We start from the raw sequence: 16,205 nt of genomic DNA, 5'->3' as shown, positions 1-16,205 counted from the left end.
CGTATCACTCTGACCGTATCGGATGTCTAACCTCGGCCCGTGATCCGGGTCAGGGACAGTGCCTGATGGGTAGTTTAACTGGGGCGGTTGCCTCCTAAATGGTAACGGAGGCGCCCAAAGGTTCCCTCAGCCTGGTTGGCAATCAGGTGTCGAGTGTAAGTGCACAAGGGAGCTTGACTGCGAGACTGACAGGTCAAGCAGGGACGAAAGTCGGGACTAGTGATCCGGCAGTGGCTTGTGGAAGCGCTGTCGCTCAACGGATAAAAGGTACCTCGGGGATAACAGGCTGATCTTGCCCAAGAGTCCATATCGACGGCATGGTTTGGCACCTCGATGTCGGCTCGTCGCATCCTGGGGCTGGAGTCGGTCCCAAGGGTTGGGCTGTTCGCCCATTAAAGCGGCACGCGAGCTGGGTTTAGAACGTCGTGAGACAGTTCGGTCCCTATCCTCTGCGCGCGTAGGAAATGTGAGAAGGGCTGTCCCTAGTACGAGAGGACCGGGACGGACGAACCTCTGGTATGTCAGTTGTACCGCCAGGTGCACCGCTGATTAGCTACGTTCGGGAAGGATAACCGCTGAAAGCATCTAAGCGGGAAGCCTGCTTCAAGATAACATTTCCAACCAAACATTGCTTTGGGAGAGGCCCCCAGCTAGACCACTGGGTTGATAGGCAGGAAGTGTACGCACGGACCATAGACGTGTTCAGCTGACCTGTACTAATAGGCCGATCACTTACACACAACACCAACATCCTCACTATTGAGGGGTTCGCGTCCACTAAGCGGTCACCACACCACAAACCCACCCCCACACACAGCACCACAACTGCTGTCGTGAAAGGGGGGCGAGGCGACACACCGATAACCACATACAGACACCACACACGTACACGTAACAGATTTCCCCGGCCAAGTAGCCACGCTGGTTAGGGGTGAGAGAGTTACGGCGGTTATAGCGTGGGGGAAACGCCCGGTCCCATCCCGAACCCGGAAGCTAAGCCCCACAGCGCCGATGGTACTGCAACCGGGAGGTTGTGGGAGAGTAGGACACCGCCGAACACACTATAGAAAGGATGTTGGTCCCGAAGCTCCCAACCCCCACCAAAGGGGGTTAGGTCGCAGCATCGGGACCAACACCCATTTAGACCACAAAACCAGGGATAACAGAAGAAGCACGGGTAGCTGCTGAGTGCCACAAGTGAACAGCGCCGTGTTAGGCCGCACTACGACAGTGCTATCTCAAGCCTCACGTCATCAGACCCCGGTAGCATCCCTACGGAAGCCGGCTCTATAGACTGAATCCATGACTGACATGCCGCTGTTCAGCCACGCACCACAAGACAAACCTGAAACCGACGCGCAACAGCCAAGCACGCTGGTACGCGTCGAAGCGATCGTTCCCGTAGACATCCTGAACGCGTGCGAAGGCCTCGTCGACTACACAGACCTCTGGTGGCCCCGCAACCAACGCTTGAGCACAGACCCGGAAGCCCAACTTATCTGGGACGAAAACAGCCTCTTTGAAATCGACGAACAAGGCAACGTCCACCTATGGGGACACAACCACGGAAGCGAACCACCGCTAAAGATCAGCATCCTGCTCGAAAACGAAGCGTTCCCACACCACATCGCAACCTTCACATTTACGCCACACGGAGTCCAAACAACACGCGTCGATATCCGTGCAGAAGCACCCCGGGCAAACCACCGGATCACGAGCAGCATCTGGCGGGACGTACTCCAAAGCTATTCAACCTTCATGGGCAACCGGGAGCGAGCTCAACGAACTTAGAATGACTGCATGCTGACAACTCAGGGCGTGTGACGTTACACGTGAAATCTCGATTATGTTCCTCAGATGCCTTGATGTAAGGTGTGAAGGTCTCGTCACCGGGGTGTGGCGCAGTTTGGTAGCGCGCGTCGTTCGGGACGACGAGGTCGCAGGTTCAAATCCTGTCACCCCGACGCAGAGGTTCTGGCCTGGAGCAAAAGCTCCAGGCCTCAACTGTTTAACCGGCTCTGCCTAGCTCTAGTGACGCTTACCCCCTTAACGTTCTGCTGGCCGTTAACCCTCTATTGAGCGGTTATGCCTAGTCGGGCCGCTTAATCTCAGATACTGTTACTCGAAAGCATGCCCGTAACAACGAATGATTCAACGAGAGCAGTATTCATGGACGCAGACCTCATTGTTGTAGGTGCAGGGCTGGCGGGACTCGTCGCTGCGAGAGAAGCGATTCGGGGCGGACTCTCAGTAGCTGTCCTGGATCAAGAGAACCGACAGAACCTCGGGGGCCAGGCGTTCTGGTCGTTCGGCGGAATGTTCCTGATCGATACACCACAACAGCGCCACCTAGGCGTCAAGGACTCGGCTGAGCTTGCGCACTCAGACTGGAGCGGAACCGCCGGCTTCGACCGACTCGATGACTCGGATGGGCTTGCCCAAGACCGGTGGGCGAAACGGTGGGCCTATGAATACGTCGAATTCGCTGCAGGGGAGAAAGCCTCATACCTGGCTGAACACGGCATCAAGTTCACGCCGGTTGTCGGTTGGGCTGAACGCGGAGGAACATCAGCGGACGGGCACGGAAACTCCGTGCCGCGCTTCCATGTCCCTTGGGGGACAGGCACCGGCATCGTGAAGCCATTCATCAACTTCGCACTGCAAGCAGAGAAAGACGGCAAACTCCGGTTCCACTTCCGCCACCGCGTTACCGGGCTTGTGACTGAAAGCGGGCGCGTCGTCGGTGTAGAAGGCGACGTCCTCGAGAACTCGGCGCGAGACCGCGGACGCAGCTCGACTCGTACGCGCACTGGAGGGTTCACAATCACCGCGCCTGCCGTCGTGATGGCGACCGGCGGTATCGGAGCCAACACCGAACTGGTACGTGCCAACTGGCCCGAACGCCTCGGGTCTGCGCCACGGAACATGATCTGCGGGGTTCCGGACTACGTCGACGGATCAGGCCTGATCGCAGCAGAAGCCGCGGGTGCACGATGGGTCAATAAAGACCGCATGTGGCACTACACGGAGGGGATCATCAACTATGATCCGGTGTGGCCGCACCACGGTATCCGGATCCTGCCGGGCCCAACGCCGCTGTGGTTCGATGCGCGCGGCAGAAGGCTCCCGCACCCTAACCTGCCCGGATATGACACCCTCGAGACCCTCAAGTACCTGCGCACAACGGAAGATATTAAGGACTATGAGCATTCGTGGTTCATCGTCAACGAACGGATCCTCGCGAAAGAATTCGCGCTCTCCGGCTCCGAACAAAACCCGGACATCACATCGGGGAAGATGGCCAGAGTGCTCGCCTCACGCTTGTCTTCCGGAATCTCCGGACCGGTGCGGCGCTTCCAACGCCAAGGCCAGGACTTCTTGACCGCCGAAACCCTAGAGAAGCTCGTGCCGCAAATGAATCAGTTGGTCGGGGAAGAGCTCATCGACGGCGATGAGCTGCGGGCGCAGATTCAGGCACGCGACCTGCAGATCGACAACCCGTTCTCGAAAGACGCCCAAATCCAGGGGATCCACAACTCCCGGGCTTTCCGCGGCGACCGGATGATCCGCACCACCAAGCCGCACAAGCTCCTCGACCCAGCGGCGGGGCCGCTTGTTGCGGTGCGGCTTCACATCCTCACACGCAAATCGCTAGGCGGCCTGCAGACAGACCTGGCATCACGGGTTATCGGAAGCGACGGCGAGGTCTTGCCGGGGCTTTGGGCGGCTGGCGAAGCCGCTGGCTTCGGCGGTGGAGGCGTGCACGGTTATCGAGCGCTCGAAGGCACGTTCCTGGGTGGTGCGGTGTTCTCGGGCCTACTAGCGGGCCGCTCACTCGTTGAAACGCTACATTGAGCTTGGGCTAAGCCCGGGCACGTATAATGTTTGAATTGAGTGCCGTGTAGGCAATACACAAAACCGATTCAATAAGGACGTTACTGAGCATGGCAAAGAATCCACCGCGTTCCTCGAATAATCAGGACCGTGTTCAGGCCGCCCGTGAACAAGCGGAGCAGCAGCGCATCGCAACGCAGAAGGCGCAGCGCCGCCGCGCTAACCTCATCAAGGCCGCTATTGCCGCTACCGTGCTGATCGTTGTCGCGGTAGCCGTGGTGATCATCATCGCCCTCAAGAACCAGGACGAAGAGCAGCATTCGGAAAGCTCATACCCTAAGACCGGTAACGAATACGGCGGTGTGGTGTTCACGAGCCCGAGCGAAGCGAAAGAATTCAACCTCAGCGGCACAGTCAAACGCCCGGAAGGGGACCCGCCTGCTCCTGCAGAGGACGTCAACATTAGTGGGGCTGACGCGAACGCTAAACCGGTTCAGGTGATCGTTTACGCTGACCCTGCGTGCCCGCACTGCTTCGAATTCGAGAGAGCTTTTGGCCCGCTGTTGAACCAGAAGCTTGAAGCGGGCGAGATCACGTTGGAACAGCGCATGGTCCCGTACCTGGACCGTGGCTCACCAAGCAACTACTCCTCGCGTGCCGTCAACATGCTCGCGTGTGTGGCTGACGCTAAGCCGGAGGCATACAACGCTGTTCTCAACGACGTGTTCGAGACACACATGAACCAGGGCGAGCTGAAGAACCAGGAGCTCATCGATCTTGCCAAGAAGCACGGCGTTGAAGGCAAGATTGACAGCTGCGTCACCGAAGGTCGCTTCCGCCCATGGATCGCAAACGCCGACCACCAGGCACGTAAAGATGGTGTGCGCGGCACCCCGAGCGTCTTTGTGAACGGCGAACGGTGGGATGGCGAAAAGGAACCAAGCTTCGAGAACTGGCTCCAGACCAAGATCGATAACGCCAAGTAGACACCTGCACGTGGCAAGCGAGTGTGTGTTTAGCCGGGGAATGTCGTAAGATTGGTTATCGTGCCTGAACGCACGGGCACGGTAAGCCTCCTTAGCTCAGCTGGCCAGAGCAACTGTCTTGTAAACAGTAGGTCGCCGGTTCGAATCCGGCAGGGGGCTCGAGGATATTACCGTAAAGGAATATCGTCTAGGATCCTTAGCTCAGCTGGTTAGAGCGTTCGCTTCACACGCGAGAGGTCGCTGGTTCGAGTCCAGTAGGATCCACTTAAAAGCCCCGAGTTCACTCACGAACTCGGGGCTTTTCCTGATATTTACGTGCACGAAATGCGTGCGTACGCGCCACGTCCTAAAGTGGTGAGAGGCGCAATACGCAACGTATGCAACAAAATGTGCACAGCAAGAACACTCAGGTGCACAATAAGACCGCATCAAAAAGACCGTGGGACGGCGACACGCATGAGGCTCGCTCTATTCTGCCGCGGCATCAATAGGTGAGGGGGAGACACCCGCATGTCTAACAGTCAGAACCCACGCCAACCCCAAAACGGCCGCGACAACAAGAACGTCCCCTCCTCGAACATGCCCTCCTCAAGGCCGCACCAAACAGGCAACGGGCCTTCCAGACAGTATCCGAGCACCTTCGACCTGAACATTCCACTGCCTGCCGTACCACCGCCATCTATACGCGGCATCCGAGCAGAGCACGAGGAACATTACAGCGAAGAAACTCACCTCGTAACCCGCGACGATGCCTGTGAAGAGGCAACGGACCCTACCCACGACTCAACCCACCGCGCCGACACATCGGCGACCTCCGTCTGGACCGTAGCGCAACGCCAAGGCTCCATTCTCCGTTCGCTTGAGGCCGCCCAAATCTCTGAAGAACAAACCCCCGCCGCAGGCACGGGCAACAACACAGACACCAGCAACAACACAGGCAGCGGCAACCCGACAGGCACCGCATCGCTCGGCACAGCCACCCCGGCAGACGCCCCGCAACCGCGCGGTATTTCACAACAGCACGGTGTCTCACAACAGCGCGGTGCCCTTGAAACGCATGGTCTCTCTCAGCCACACAAGAAGCGGGGCTCCCGCGGGCTCCGCGTGCCGCATCGCCGCGGGAAACCAGACGGTACAAAACCAGACGGCACGAACACTGACGCCCCAAGAACAACAGCCGAGAATCCGCACGGACGGAAGCACAAAACCAAGCCGCACTCGCCAGAACAGCACGCTGTAACAGCCCCACTCGTGCGGGGGCTGCGTGGCATGATCCAGGGTGAAGCACCAGCAACAACCACGTTCAACATTGTTGATAGGCTCATCGGCTCACCCTTTGAACAAGCTGCCGCCCGTACCGACCCGCAAGCTGAGGCGGAAAAGGAAGCCGAAAACGTACGACGCGCAATGCGGTTCGCGCTCGACATCGCCGAACTCATGCTGCGGTGGGGTTCCGGCGCGCAAGAAGTTGAGACCGCGGTCATCGCGGTAACCGCCTCGTGCGGGCTGCGGCACGTGGACATGGACATCACGAACCAGTCGATCCACCTCAACTGGACCCCACCAGAAGGCATGCCGGTCTCCGTGATGCGGGTGGTGCGTTCCTTCTCCGACAACTACAAGTCGCTTGCCGCACTGCACCAACTGGTCTCCGACATCTCCGCGGGCCGTGTGGAAATGGAAGCGGCCCAAGCGCGCATGCGTGCAATCCGCCGGTACAGGCACCCGTACTCGGCGAAGGTCACGTTCATCGGAAGTCTCGCGTTCGCGACCCTCTTCGTGGTCTTCATCGGCGGTGGTTGGCGCGCCGCAACCGCGGTGTTCTTCACCCAGGCGTTCATCACGACCGTCACCAGGCTCAACATCAAATGGCGAGTCCCGGAATTCTTCAACGTCGCATCCAGTACGCTGCTGGCGACCATCATCGCGCTCGTGCTCTATAACTACGAGATCATCAACAACCCCGAAATGGTGGTTGCCGGTGGGCTCATGCTGATCCTGCCCGCCGGCCGGTTCGTCTCCGCAGTGCAAGATGCGATCTACGGGTTTCCGCTCACCGCGGTCTCCAGACTGTTCTCAGCGCTCATCATCTACGCGGCGATCATCACCGGCGTCATGGCCGGCGCCTATGTTGCGGGCTTCTTCAACCTCAGCGAAATCGACCTCGCCCGGCCCCCTGCAGGCAACAACCTCCCGTTCTGGGTGCTCGCGCTACTCGCGGTCTTCGCAGTCCTGAGCGGGGCCGTCATCCAGCAGGTCGCGCCACGGCACCTCATCGCCATCGCGCTCGTTGTGCTCGCCGGCTACTCGACGTTCTGGATCTTCGCTAACACCCTCAACGTGGGGCCACGCGCAACCCCTGCGGTCGCCGCGACAGTCATGGGCCTGCTTGCACGCTTACTAGCTCAACGGCTTAACATTCCATCGCTGATCCTGATCGTCCCATCAGTGATCATCATTCTTCCCGGACTTGCGATCTTCCGCTCCATGTACGCGATGGTTCAACAAGCAGAAGGTATCTCCACGTCGATCGCAGGCATGGTCGTCTCGTTCTCGATCATCATGGCTATCGCCGTGGGTGCCGCGTTCGGTGACCTCCTAGCACGCCCCTTCACCTCCGCACATAACCGAGCAACCAAGCAGCGCTTCCGCCGCCGCTAACGCCGCTACACGGTCCAGTCGATGGGGTCATACCCCATCGAGACCAGGGCCTGATTCGCGCGTGAAAAAGGACGCGAACCGAAAAAGCCGCGACGGGCCGACAACGGCGAAGGGTGCGCGCTCTTGATCACCGGATGCTCCTGAAGCATGGGCTCGAAACTTTGGGCATGCCGGCCCCACAGTATGCAAACAGGAGCGCCCGCGCCGTATTGCCCCTGCGTCTGTTGCCCAGATCCGTAATGACCAGATCCGTAACGACCAGGTCCGTGCTGACCAGATCCTTGCCGACGTGCCCCGCGCCGACCCAGCTCCGACACGATCGCGCCCGTGACCTCGTGCCAACCGCAACGCGAATGAGAGCCAGCCTCGCCACGAGTCACCGTCAGCGAGGAGTTCAACAGCATCACGCCCTGAGCCAGCCACCGCGAAAGATCACCGTGCGCGGCCGGGGCGAGCCCCACATCGTCAGCAAGCTCACGGTAAATATTCACCAAGCTACGGGGAAGCGGCCGCACTGACGCATCACACGCGAAAGCTAGGCCGATCGGATGCCCCTCAGTCGGGTAAGGGTCCTGCCCAATAATCAGGACCCGGACGTCCTCCGGGGGAATAGACAAAGCACGGAACACATGTTGCGGAGCCGGCAGAATACGCTCGCCCGCGGCAAGGCGGGCAGCCAACTCGTCCCCCACACGCCCCAGCTGCGGACCCAAGCCAGCCAAAACATCACACCAGGCCGGTGCGACACCCCAGCTCAGCCACCGTTCACGCCAGCGCGGGAACCAACTGGAGGGATCAGCGGAGACCTCCGCGCTCGTCGGGACGATTACAGCAGGTAACGCATCAGCCGGTAATGCACTCATAAATCAATGCTGGCATGTGCGACGGTTAGAATGAAACACGCACCGCGGCGAAACTAGACGGCCACACCAGACGGACAAGCCCGAGGGGTAGGCCAGAAGGCTAGGCCAGAAGCGGGCCGCCGCATAGCACACCAAGCAAAGGAGCGCAGTGGCTGAAACACCTCAACCCCGGCACTCCTTGACCGAACCCAACTTGACCGATCCCAATCTTGAGTCAGAAGACTCTCCAGCGGGGGAGACCGCAGCGGGGGATGAAACCCTCCCCGAACTGCATCGCGGGATCCTCGACTTTGAGAAGAAGACCTATAAATATAGTGGCGCCAAAGAAGACGCGATCCGCGCCAACTTTGGACTCACAGCAACGCAGTACTACCAGATCCTCAATGGGCTCATCGACCAGCCAGTAGCCCGCCGCTATGCGCCCTACGTGGTGGAGCGGCTACAACAACAACGAGCCGCGCGCACGGCCGCCGCCGGCAACACCCGGGCAACGAGTATGGAGGGATAGGACAACCATGGCCAATCGATACCCCACCGACGAATTCGACTCAGTGCCCGAGACATCCAAACGGGTTGGCGCTCACAGGAACTGGGTTGAATTCCCGTCCCCAACTAAGCGGTTGCGGCCGCTTCTGATCGTTGGAGCGTTCGTGCTGGTGGTGGGGCTCGTGATGTACATCGTTGTGAGGCCGTGGGCCGCCGAAGCATTCGGCGACTTCAAAAAAGACGAGAAACAAACCGAGCAACCTCAAGCCTCGCCATCCACAACAGAAGAGGCGAGCGCAAGCGATACGGAATCTGAGGAACCGAGCCCGAGCGAGTCTGACACGGAAGGCTCGGGTGCCGACGGCGCTGAATCTGGAAGCGCGGACTCTGGAGGCTCCAGCTCTGAAGAAGCCGAAAGCGAAGAATCGAGCGAGTCGCCGGAGAGCAGCGGATCACCAAGTGAGGACGAGGAAAGTAGCGAGCCGGCTCGTGAAGATCGTGATGTGCCGTTGGCGGTCTATAACTCGACCAACCGTAACGGGATGGCGCGCGGTGCAGCCAACTACCTGACCCAGCAGGGCTTCCAGCCAAGAGTTGCTGGGCAGTGGAGCCGCCCCGAGAGCACGAGCCTCGTGTACTACAAGAATGAAGCTGACGCGCAGGTCGCAGCGAAGGTCGCTCGGAGCCTGGGGATCTCCGGGACGTATCAGCACCAGAACATCCCGAGCGACATCACCGTGGTGCTCGGAGCGGACTACACGCCTCGCTAGATTGCGCTGTGGGCGCACGCAAACGCATCTATCTTGCACTCTCGTGGTCAGAGTGCCAACATGGTATTAGCACTCGAGCGCGCTGACTGCCAGAAATGGTGGTTGTGTGTTTCGAGACCACTCGAGGACGTGAGGGGCGCTACGCCCCGTACCGTCGCGGGCGCGACCTTGAGATGGGACAGAAATGCTTTCACTAGACGTTTCCGGAAAGGAACATCTGAATCCATGGCAAAGACCATTGCATTCGACGAGGAAGCACGCCGCGGACTCGAATCCGGCCTCAACCAGCTGGCCGACGCAGTCAAGGTAACCCTCGGCCCACGCGGTCGCAACGTTGTTCTGGAGAAGAAGTGGGGCGCACCCACCATCACCAACGACGGCGTCTCCATCGCAAAGGAAATCGAACTCGAAGACCCATACGAGAAGATCGGCGCGGAGCTCGTCAAGGAAGTCGCTAAGAAGACTGACGACGTAGCAGGCGACGGCACGACCACCGCTACCGTCCTCGCCCAGGCTCTCGTGAAGGAAGGCCTTCGCAACGTAGCCGCTGGCGCTGACCCGATCGCTATCCGCCGCGGCATCGAGAAAGCTGTTGACGCGGTTACCGAGCAGCTGCTCGGCTCCGCTAAGGAGATCGAAACCAAGGAAGAGATCGCAGCAACCGCATCGATCTCCGCAGGAGATAAGCAGATCGGTGAACTGATCGCTGAAGCCCTCGACAAGGTGGGCAAGGAAGGCGTCATCACCGTCGAGGAGTCCAACACTTTCGGGCTCGACCTCGAACTTACCGAAGGTATGCGCTTCGATAAGGGCTTCATCTCTGCATACTTCGTCTCCGATGCCGAGCGTCAGGAGACCGTGCTTGAAGACCCATACATCTTGATCGTCAACTCGAAGATCTCCGCGGTCAAGGACATCGTCCCTGTCCTGGAGAAGGTCATGCAGTCCGGCAAGCCGCTGCTGATCATCGCCGAAGACGTCGAGGGCGAGCCGCTGGCAACCCTAGTTGTCAACAAGCTGCGCGGTACCTTCAAGTCCGTTGCCGTCAAGGCCCCAGGTTTCGGTGACCGCCGCAAGGCGATGCTCGCCGACATCGCGATCCTGACCGGCGGCCAGGTCATTTCCGAAGAAGTAGGCCTCTCGCTGGAGAACACGACGCTGGACATGCTGGGTACCGCCCGCAAGGTTGTTGTCACCAAGGACGAAACCACGATCGTCGAGGGCGCAGGCTCCGCCGAGGAGATCGCCGGCCGCGTTGCACAGTTGCGCGCCGAGCTGGACGCTACCGAATCCGACTACGACCGCGAGAAGCTCCAGGAGCGCCTCGCGAAGCTCGCAGGTGGCGTGGCTGTTCTCAAGGCAGGTGCCGCAACTGAGGTTGAGCTTAAGGAACGCAAGCACCGCATCGAAGACGCCGTCCGTAACGCAAAGGCAGCCGTCGACGAGGGTATCGTCCCAGGCGGTGGCGTCGCGTTGATCCAGGCAGGCGAGAAGGCGTTCGCTGGCCTCAACCTGGAAGGCGACGAAGCAACCGGCGCGAACATCGTCAAGGTCGCTATCGAGGCACCACTCAAGCAGATCGCTATCAACGCAGGCATGGAGCCAGGCGTTGTGGTTGATAAGGTCCGCGGTCTCGAGCCAGGCTTCGGCCTCAACGCCGCAACCGGCGAGTACGTCAACCTGCTCGAAGACGGCGTGAACGACCCAGTCAAGGTGACCCGCTCTGCACTGCAGAACGCGGCATCCATCGCTGGTCTGTTCCTCACCACCGAAGCCGTTGTCGCCGACATCCCTGAGAAGGCTCCAGAGATGCCAGGCGCTGACCAAATGGGCGGCATGGGCATGATGTAATGCCCGACTAACCGTGCGGTTCACCCGAACCAGCGGAACAGGGTAGCTCCTAGAACGGGGCAACCTACAGAACACAGTTGAGGCCCCGAACACGAAGCGTGTTCGGGGCCTCAACTGTTTCACCTTGGCTCTACTTTCACCTCTGCTCTAGAAGAGATGAGCGCGGCGATCAGCCCGAACAGGACACCTGCGATAGGCCAGATCACCCAAGCCGTGCTCCACGCGTCGAACGCGAACGCCCACACAAGGAAGACCAAAGTGGCAAAGCACCAGTAAGGGCCGGCGATCCGGTCGATCTTGCGGCGGGCCTCCAACTTCTCCGGCGCGTAGTCGCGCGTTGAGGTTAACTGGTTATAGGCGCTACGTTCAATCCCGCCGATAGTCAGGAAGCCAACACCAATACCAGTGAGTGGGAAGAGGATCATCAAACCGACCTGATGGAAGCGTTCAGGGGTTGTTGAAGCATCGGCTTCCGCGCCGCAAATAGCCATTGCAGCTACCGCCAGAATGATGAGCGCCACGCCAGCGCCCATCAAGAAGCTAGTGCGCGTTGAACGTTGCTTCTTCTCTCTTTCGTATGCGAGCAGAACATTCGGTTCAAGATCAACTGAGTCGAACTCGTTGAGACTGACTCCATTACGGGAAGAGCCAGATACGAAGAACAGGGCAACACCGATCGCCACGGAAACGAACAGGCCAGCCAAACCGACAGACAGTGGAGATAACGGGCCGGTATTCGTGAAGAACGCACCGCGCGGTGAATCATTGGCTATGCCGAACGTAGCGATGAAACCGCACCCCAGCAGGATGAGGAAGACCCCTACCGCGACGAAGCGAGCGGTGCGGCGGCGCTGACGTAAGAAGTTCTCAGCGTCCACTTTCGAAAGGTGTACCGAAGATTCTCGGGAGGTTTCGAATTCGGTGCGGATCCCCAGCTCATCAGCGAGTTCGTCCAGGTTGCCGAACTGCGTGATGACCTTACCCACGGCTTCGTTGTCGCTTGCCCCAGAATTACGAAGTTCTGTGTACCGGTCTTCGCACATCTGTAGCAGTTCGGATCGGGCCCGCCTGACCTCACGGGAATCAGGCAGTGCATTGAACATGTTTTCGATGTAGCTCTGGATTGCGTTCATGATAGCTCCTCATTCCTGATGAAAAGACTGACCATCTCGACGGTGGCAAGCCACTCTTGGCACCGTGCCAGGTAAAAGCTGTGGCCATCGTCGGTGATTCGGTAGTAGGTGCGGGGGCGGCCGGTCTCCGAAGCCCCTTTGAAGGATTCGAGAGAACCTGCGTTCTCTAGCCTGCGCATGGCCGAATACAGCGTGGTCTCCTTGATGCTGTAGCGCCCGGCTGCCCGGTTTTCGATGTGCTTGGATATCGCGTATCCGTATGAAGGTTCATCCCAGACGCATTCGAGAACAAGAATGTCGATCACGCCGCGGATGACATCTCCGCTGATCATGTCATCTCCGTTCCTCGTGTCTGATGTCTCACATCTGATCCTACACGTGACGTACTATGTCTGCCATAGTATGAGGGGTAAATTTTAGGGCGGACCAAGGAAAAGTCTCCTGATCCGCCCTCGTTGCGGTAGCGGTCTAGCTAATGATGGATGTTCAAGCGGGCCAGCTCTCCAGCGATATTAGACCTTGCTTTAGCTTCCCAGTTCTGTACCGCGAAATCCGTGATGTAGAGCTGCGGTGTTGCCAGCATTCCCTTCAAAATACGGGTTCGTCCCGCAACGAAATCCTCGTCAGGAACGTGCGCGTATTCGTTGCGGACATCCAAAACATAGCGCTGATAACCGGCGTGGGGGCGCGCCAGAACAGACAAATCCGCATCCAGCAACACGCTCACTCCTGCATCAACCTCGCCCCGCCCCTGAACTGCCTCCCGAGCGTAAGCGGCGTGATCAGCGGTTGCCAGGATCGCGCGATAAACACGGTGCACAACATCATGCTCCACGACACCCTGGAGCTGTTGAGCCGCTAATTCGGCTGATGCGTGTTCGTCCTCGCCAGGTTTGCCCTCGTAGACCGCGTCATGCCACCACGCGGCCAAACGCGCGGTACGCACGGCGGTTCGGCCACCGTGCATATCATCCATACCGGAAGATGTTGCGATCGTGTTGATGCTGGCGAGCACCTGATTCAAATGCCGCAGGTCGTGATAGCGGCGGTGCGGTTCCTTCCACCGCTCAAGCAACCCACGGCACAACCCTGCCTGCCCCGGCAAGAGGCGCTCGAATTCGCTCGCCAGGCGGGTTTCAATACGCTCGATGCGATCACGTGCTGGAACGCGCAAGCCTGAGTCACGCAACCTCCTAGTCAGCTCAGCAGCTGAGACTGGGACCGCGCCCAGTGCGATGAGGGAATCATAGACTCGCAGTGGGACGTCGTAATGGTCATGGTCGAAAGCCTGCTGAGGAAGACCCGCGCGCTGCGCAAACGCGTGAAGCTCCTCCAAAGACGTATCTGACACCACATGTGAAAAGTGGGTTCCGTGGGCCGGCCACACGGGAGGATCAATCAGAATCGTCATGCACCCCAGCCTAGAGGGCGCCGCCCGAGGTTGGCGGCACCACCGCGGCCGGGATACCTTCAGCGTGATGCAAGGCTACTGAGCGAACAAACTCATATTCGCCTGCTCAACCTGGTCATACTGTTCAGACGCACGCGTGAGAGCAACGGAAATCTGAGACAGTGACTCTTCAACGCGGGCCTGGGTGGCCCGCCACTGCGCAACGATGTTTTGAAAGTTAGCGGACGCCGAACCGCTCCACGTGCCCTGCAGTTCAGTGAGCGAAGCACGCATGCTATCGACCTCAGCACGTACACGTTCCGCGGTAGCCAAAACAGCTGCCGACTTCTGCCGCATGAGTCCAGTATCGGTTGCGAACATTGCCATGGTGAAAACCTCCACAAATCGGAATGGTGTTGATTCAGGTCCGTTCTTGGCCCTGGTCACCACGTTATGAAAACACCGACTCGACTCGGTCGCATCACCAAAAGATGTGGACAAGTACGGGAGTCTGAGCCCCTGTGAATAACGGGACGGCGCAGTTGGCGCTTCTGCAACCCTCACCCCGCTGCAACCCTCACACTACTGTTCCGAAGCTTCTAACTCTCTGGGGGAGGTGGCGGCATCAAGCGACCAGAAACCCCAGGCACGGCGTCGTTGCCGCTGTCATCCGGTCGGTCGCTGTCACCCAGGTTGCCGGTGTCACCCAGGTTGCCGCTGTCGTCGTCAGTGTCGTCATCGCTGTCGTCGTAGCTGTCTTCCATCTCTGAAAGCTCAATCCTCGGCAAGCGCAACTCGAGTGTGGCCCCACCACCGGGGGTATCAGTGATCACGACGCTGCCGTCGTGCTGCTTAGCGATCGCCGCAACAATCGCCAGACCCAAACCGGTGCCTCCGGTCTCACGGTCCCGGGACTCATCACCGCGATAGAACCGCTCAAAAATACGGTGAGCATCCTCCGGCTTAATACCTGGGCCATGATCCACGATCGCAAGAACCACGACGTCATGCCCCTCAACCACCGAACGGGAACCCACTGCAACCTCAATCGGGGAACCCTCCGGCGTATACCGCATCGCGTTCGTCATGAGGTTCACCAAAACCTGACGCAGCTTCGCCTCATCACCGCGCGTCGGCGCAGAAACAGGAGGCTCGCCATCGATCCCTACCAAACTGATGGTCCGATCAGGTGCGCTCACGCGGGCATCAGCCACCGCATCGTGCGCAAGAATCAGCAAATCTACTTCCTGCGATTCCAGCGGGCGTTCTTCATCCAGGCGAGCCAGCGTCAACAAGTCCTCAACCAACTGAGTCATCCGCTTAGCTTCAGACTCGACCCGGCCCATCGCCTGATCCAACGGCTCACCAACAGGGATGCCGCCGTGACGATACAGTTCCGAATAGCCGCGGATCGTCACCAACGGCGTTCGTAACTCGTGCGAGGCGTCCTGGATGAAGCGCCGCATCTTCTCCTCGGAAACCTGCTGTGCCTTGAACGCGGACTCAATCCGGGACAACATGACGTTCAAAGACTCCGAAAGGCTACCGACTTCGGTCTCCAGCGGGTACTTGGGCACACGCAATGACAAGTCACCGCCAGCGATCTTCGCGGCGGTCCGCTCAACATCGGACAACGGCTTGAAGGCCCGCGTTGTGATGACGTAGCCCACCAGCGACATCACCATGGTCGCGAGCGTGCCAGCAACCAAGATTGAGGCCGTCGCCTGCTCAACCGTGCGCACTGTATCCCGTAACGGCCACGCAATCACCATGGTGCCTGGACGGTCCGAACGCATCACGGCCTTGACACGCCAACCACGCGAGGTCGGGTCGGTGCCAGCCACCGTGAAAGGGCGCCGGTCATGCTCATGCACAACTTCAGCGGTGACCGAGGGGAGCGCTGGCTGATCCACCGTCCCGACACCCTTCGTCAGAACAGCCTCGCCGTTCTCGTCATACAGCTGACCAAAGAACGTCAACGCGTTCGGTGAAGTACCCGTCACCCGGTCCGAACCTGTACGTAACGCAACCTCGAGGCCCGTCTGCAGCTCACCTATGTTGGTTGCTAAGTCACGGTCCACCCGCTCCATCAACGCCGCTTGGGTTGTCTGCGCGGTGCCCCACGCCGTCACAGCGATGCCGGCCATCATGAGGCCAGCCATCATCGCAACGAGCTTAGACCGAAGCGAAATGCGGCGAAGAGTACGGCGAAACCAGTCCAGCAAAGAGGT

The 16,205-nt window shown here is 59.4% G+C and carries 13 protein-coding genes, 3 tRNA genes and 2 rRNA genes; 12 read left to right on the top strand and 6 right to left on the bottom strand.

The window, feature by feature from the left end; genetic code table 11:
- The 9 genes from MHJ63_RS04260 to MHJ63_RS04220 form a co-directional block, all read left to right on the top strand.
- Nucleotides 1-741: ribosomal RNA gene (locus tag MHJ63_RS04260) — 23S ribosomal RNA — on the top strand; the annotation flags it as partial.
- A gap of 200 nt (nucleotides 742-941) precedes the next feature.
- A 5S ribosomal RNA gene (rrf, locus tag MHJ63_RS04255) occupies nucleotides 942-1,058 on the top strand.
- Between the two features lie 244 nt (nucleotides 1,059-1,302).
- Nucleotides 1,303-1,791 (top strand): SRPBCC family protein, encoded by a 489-nt coding sequence (locus MHJ63_RS04250; protein WP_239446247.1) that lies wholly within the window; start codon nucleotides 1,303-1,305, stop codon nucleotides 1,789-1,791.
- Between the two features lie 99 nt (nucleotides 1,792-1,890).
- Nucleotides 1,891-1,964: transfer RNA gene (locus MHJ63_RS04245), tRNA-Pro, on the top strand.
- Between the two features lie 205 nt (nucleotides 1,965-2,169).
- Entirely contained in the window at nucleotides 2,170-3,855 is a 1,686-nt protein-coding gene (locus MHJ63_RS04240; protein ID WP_239446246.1) for an FAD-binding dehydrogenase, read from the top strand.
- 89 nt (nucleotides 3,856-3,944) lie between these two features.
- Nucleotides 3,945-4,820 carry a DsbA family protein gene (locus tag MHJ63_RS04235; protein WP_239446245.1) on the top strand — a complete coding sequence of 292 codons (876 nt, stop codon included), beginning with the start codon at nucleotides 3,945-3,947 and terminating at the stop codon, nucleotides 4,818-4,820.
- A gap of 85 nt (nucleotides 4,821-4,905) precedes the next feature.
- A tRNA-Thr gene (locus MHJ63_RS04230) sits at nucleotides 4,906-4,979 on the top strand.
- 31 nt (nucleotides 4,980-5,010) lie between these two features.
- Nucleotides 5,011-5,084 (top strand) — tRNA-Val (locus MHJ63_RS04225).
- A gap of 246 nt (nucleotides 5,085-5,330) precedes the next feature.
- Nucleotides 5,331-7,481 carry a threonine/serine exporter family protein gene (locus tag MHJ63_RS04220; protein WP_239446244.1) on the top strand — a complete coding sequence of 717 codons (2,151 nt, stop codon included), beginning with the start codon at nucleotides 5,331-5,333 and terminating at the stop codon, nucleotides 7,479-7,481.
- A gap of 5 nt (nucleotides 7,482-7,486) precedes the next feature.
- Here the strand turns inward: MHJ63_RS04220 and MHJ63_RS04215 are convergent, their stop codons facing one another.
- A complete protein-coding gene (locus tag MHJ63_RS04215; RefSeq protein WP_083285504.1) occupies nucleotides 7,487-8,344 on the bottom strand; it encodes a uracil-DNA glycosylase in 858 nt (285 codons plus the stop codon).
- Nucleotides 8,345-8,492: 148 nt separating this feature from the next.
- Between MHJ63_RS04215 and MHJ63_RS04210 the strand changes: the two genes are divergently transcribed.
- The 3 genes from MHJ63_RS04210 to groL all read left to right on the top strand — a co-directional run bounded on the left by MHJ63_RS04210 (nucleotide 8,493) and on the right by groL (nucleotide 11,451).
- The gene (locus MHJ63_RS04210; protein WP_052048267.1) at nucleotides 8,493-8,852 is read left to right on the top strand and encodes a DUF3263 domain-containing protein; all 360 of its coding nucleotides are present in this window, start codon (nucleotides 8,493-8,495) and stop codon (nucleotides 8,850-8,852) included.
- A gap of 7 nt (nucleotides 8,853-8,859) precedes the next feature.
- Entirely contained in the window at nucleotides 8,860-9,600 is a 741-nt protein-coding gene (locus MHJ63_RS04205) for a LytR C-terminal domain-containing protein (RefSeq protein ID WP_239446242.1), read from the top strand.
- Nucleotides 9,601-9,825: 225 nt separating this feature from the next.
- Nucleotides 9,826-11,451, top strand: coding sequence for a chaperonin GroEL (gene groL, locus MHJ63_RS04200; RefSeq protein WP_035754847.1), 1,626 nt, complete (start codon nucleotides 9,826-9,828; stop codon nucleotides 11,449-11,451).
- 119 nt (nucleotides 11,452-11,570) lie between these two features.
- On the opposite strand, the gene MHJ63_RS04195 is transcribed toward groL, so the two are convergent.
- The 5 genes from MHJ63_RS04195 to MHJ63_RS04175 all read right to left on the bottom strand — a co-directional run bounded on the left by MHJ63_RS04195 (nucleotide 11,571) and on the right by MHJ63_RS04175 (nucleotide 16,199).
- The gene (locus MHJ63_RS04195; RefSeq protein WP_239446241.1) at nucleotides 11,571-12,584 is read right to left on the bottom strand and encodes a permease prefix domain 1-containing protein; all 1,014 of its coding nucleotides are present in this window, start codon (nucleotides 12,582-12,584) and stop codon (nucleotides 11,571-11,573) included.
- Complete coding sequence (locus MHJ63_RS04190) at nucleotides 12,581-12,916, bottom strand: PadR family transcriptional regulator (protein ID WP_070490108.1); 336 nt, start codon at nucleotides 12,914-12,916, stop codon at nucleotides 12,581-12,583. Before MHJ63_RS04190 ends, MHJ63_RS04195 begins: the two co-directional genes overlap by 4 nt.
- A 140-nt stretch (nucleotides 12,917-13,056) precedes the next feature.
- Nucleotides 13,057-13,995: a DUF4031 domain-containing protein gene (locus MHJ63_RS04185; RefSeq protein ID WP_070490106.1), complete on the bottom strand. Its 939-nt coding sequence runs from the start codon at nucleotides 13,993-13,995 to the stop codon at nucleotides 13,057-13,059.
- Between the two features lie 75 nt (nucleotides 13,996-14,070).
- A complete protein-coding gene (locus MHJ63_RS04180) occupies nucleotides 14,071-14,361 on the bottom strand; it encodes a WXG100 family type VII secretion target (protein WP_070490148.1) in 291 nt (96 codons plus the stop codon).
- A 212-nt stretch (nucleotides 14,362-14,573) separates the two neighbouring features.
- Nucleotides 14,574-16,199: a sensor histidine kinase gene (locus MHJ63_RS04175; protein WP_338110373.1), complete on the bottom strand. Its 1,626-nt coding sequence runs from the start codon at nucleotides 16,197-16,199 to the stop codon at nucleotides 14,574-14,576.
- Between the last annotated feature and the right edge of the window lie 6 nt (nucleotides 16,200-16,205).

Origin of the sequence: Pseudoglutamicibacter albus, assembly GCF_022346425.1 — a bacterium.
In the GTDB taxonomy this organism is placed as follows: domain Bacteria; phylum Actinomycetota; class Actinomycetes; order Actinomycetales; family Micrococcaceae; genus Pseudoglutamicibacter; species Pseudoglutamicibacter albus.
The sequence above is the reverse complement of the archived record's forward strand: the minus strand, read 5'-3'. Positions and strand labels throughout refer to the sequence as shown.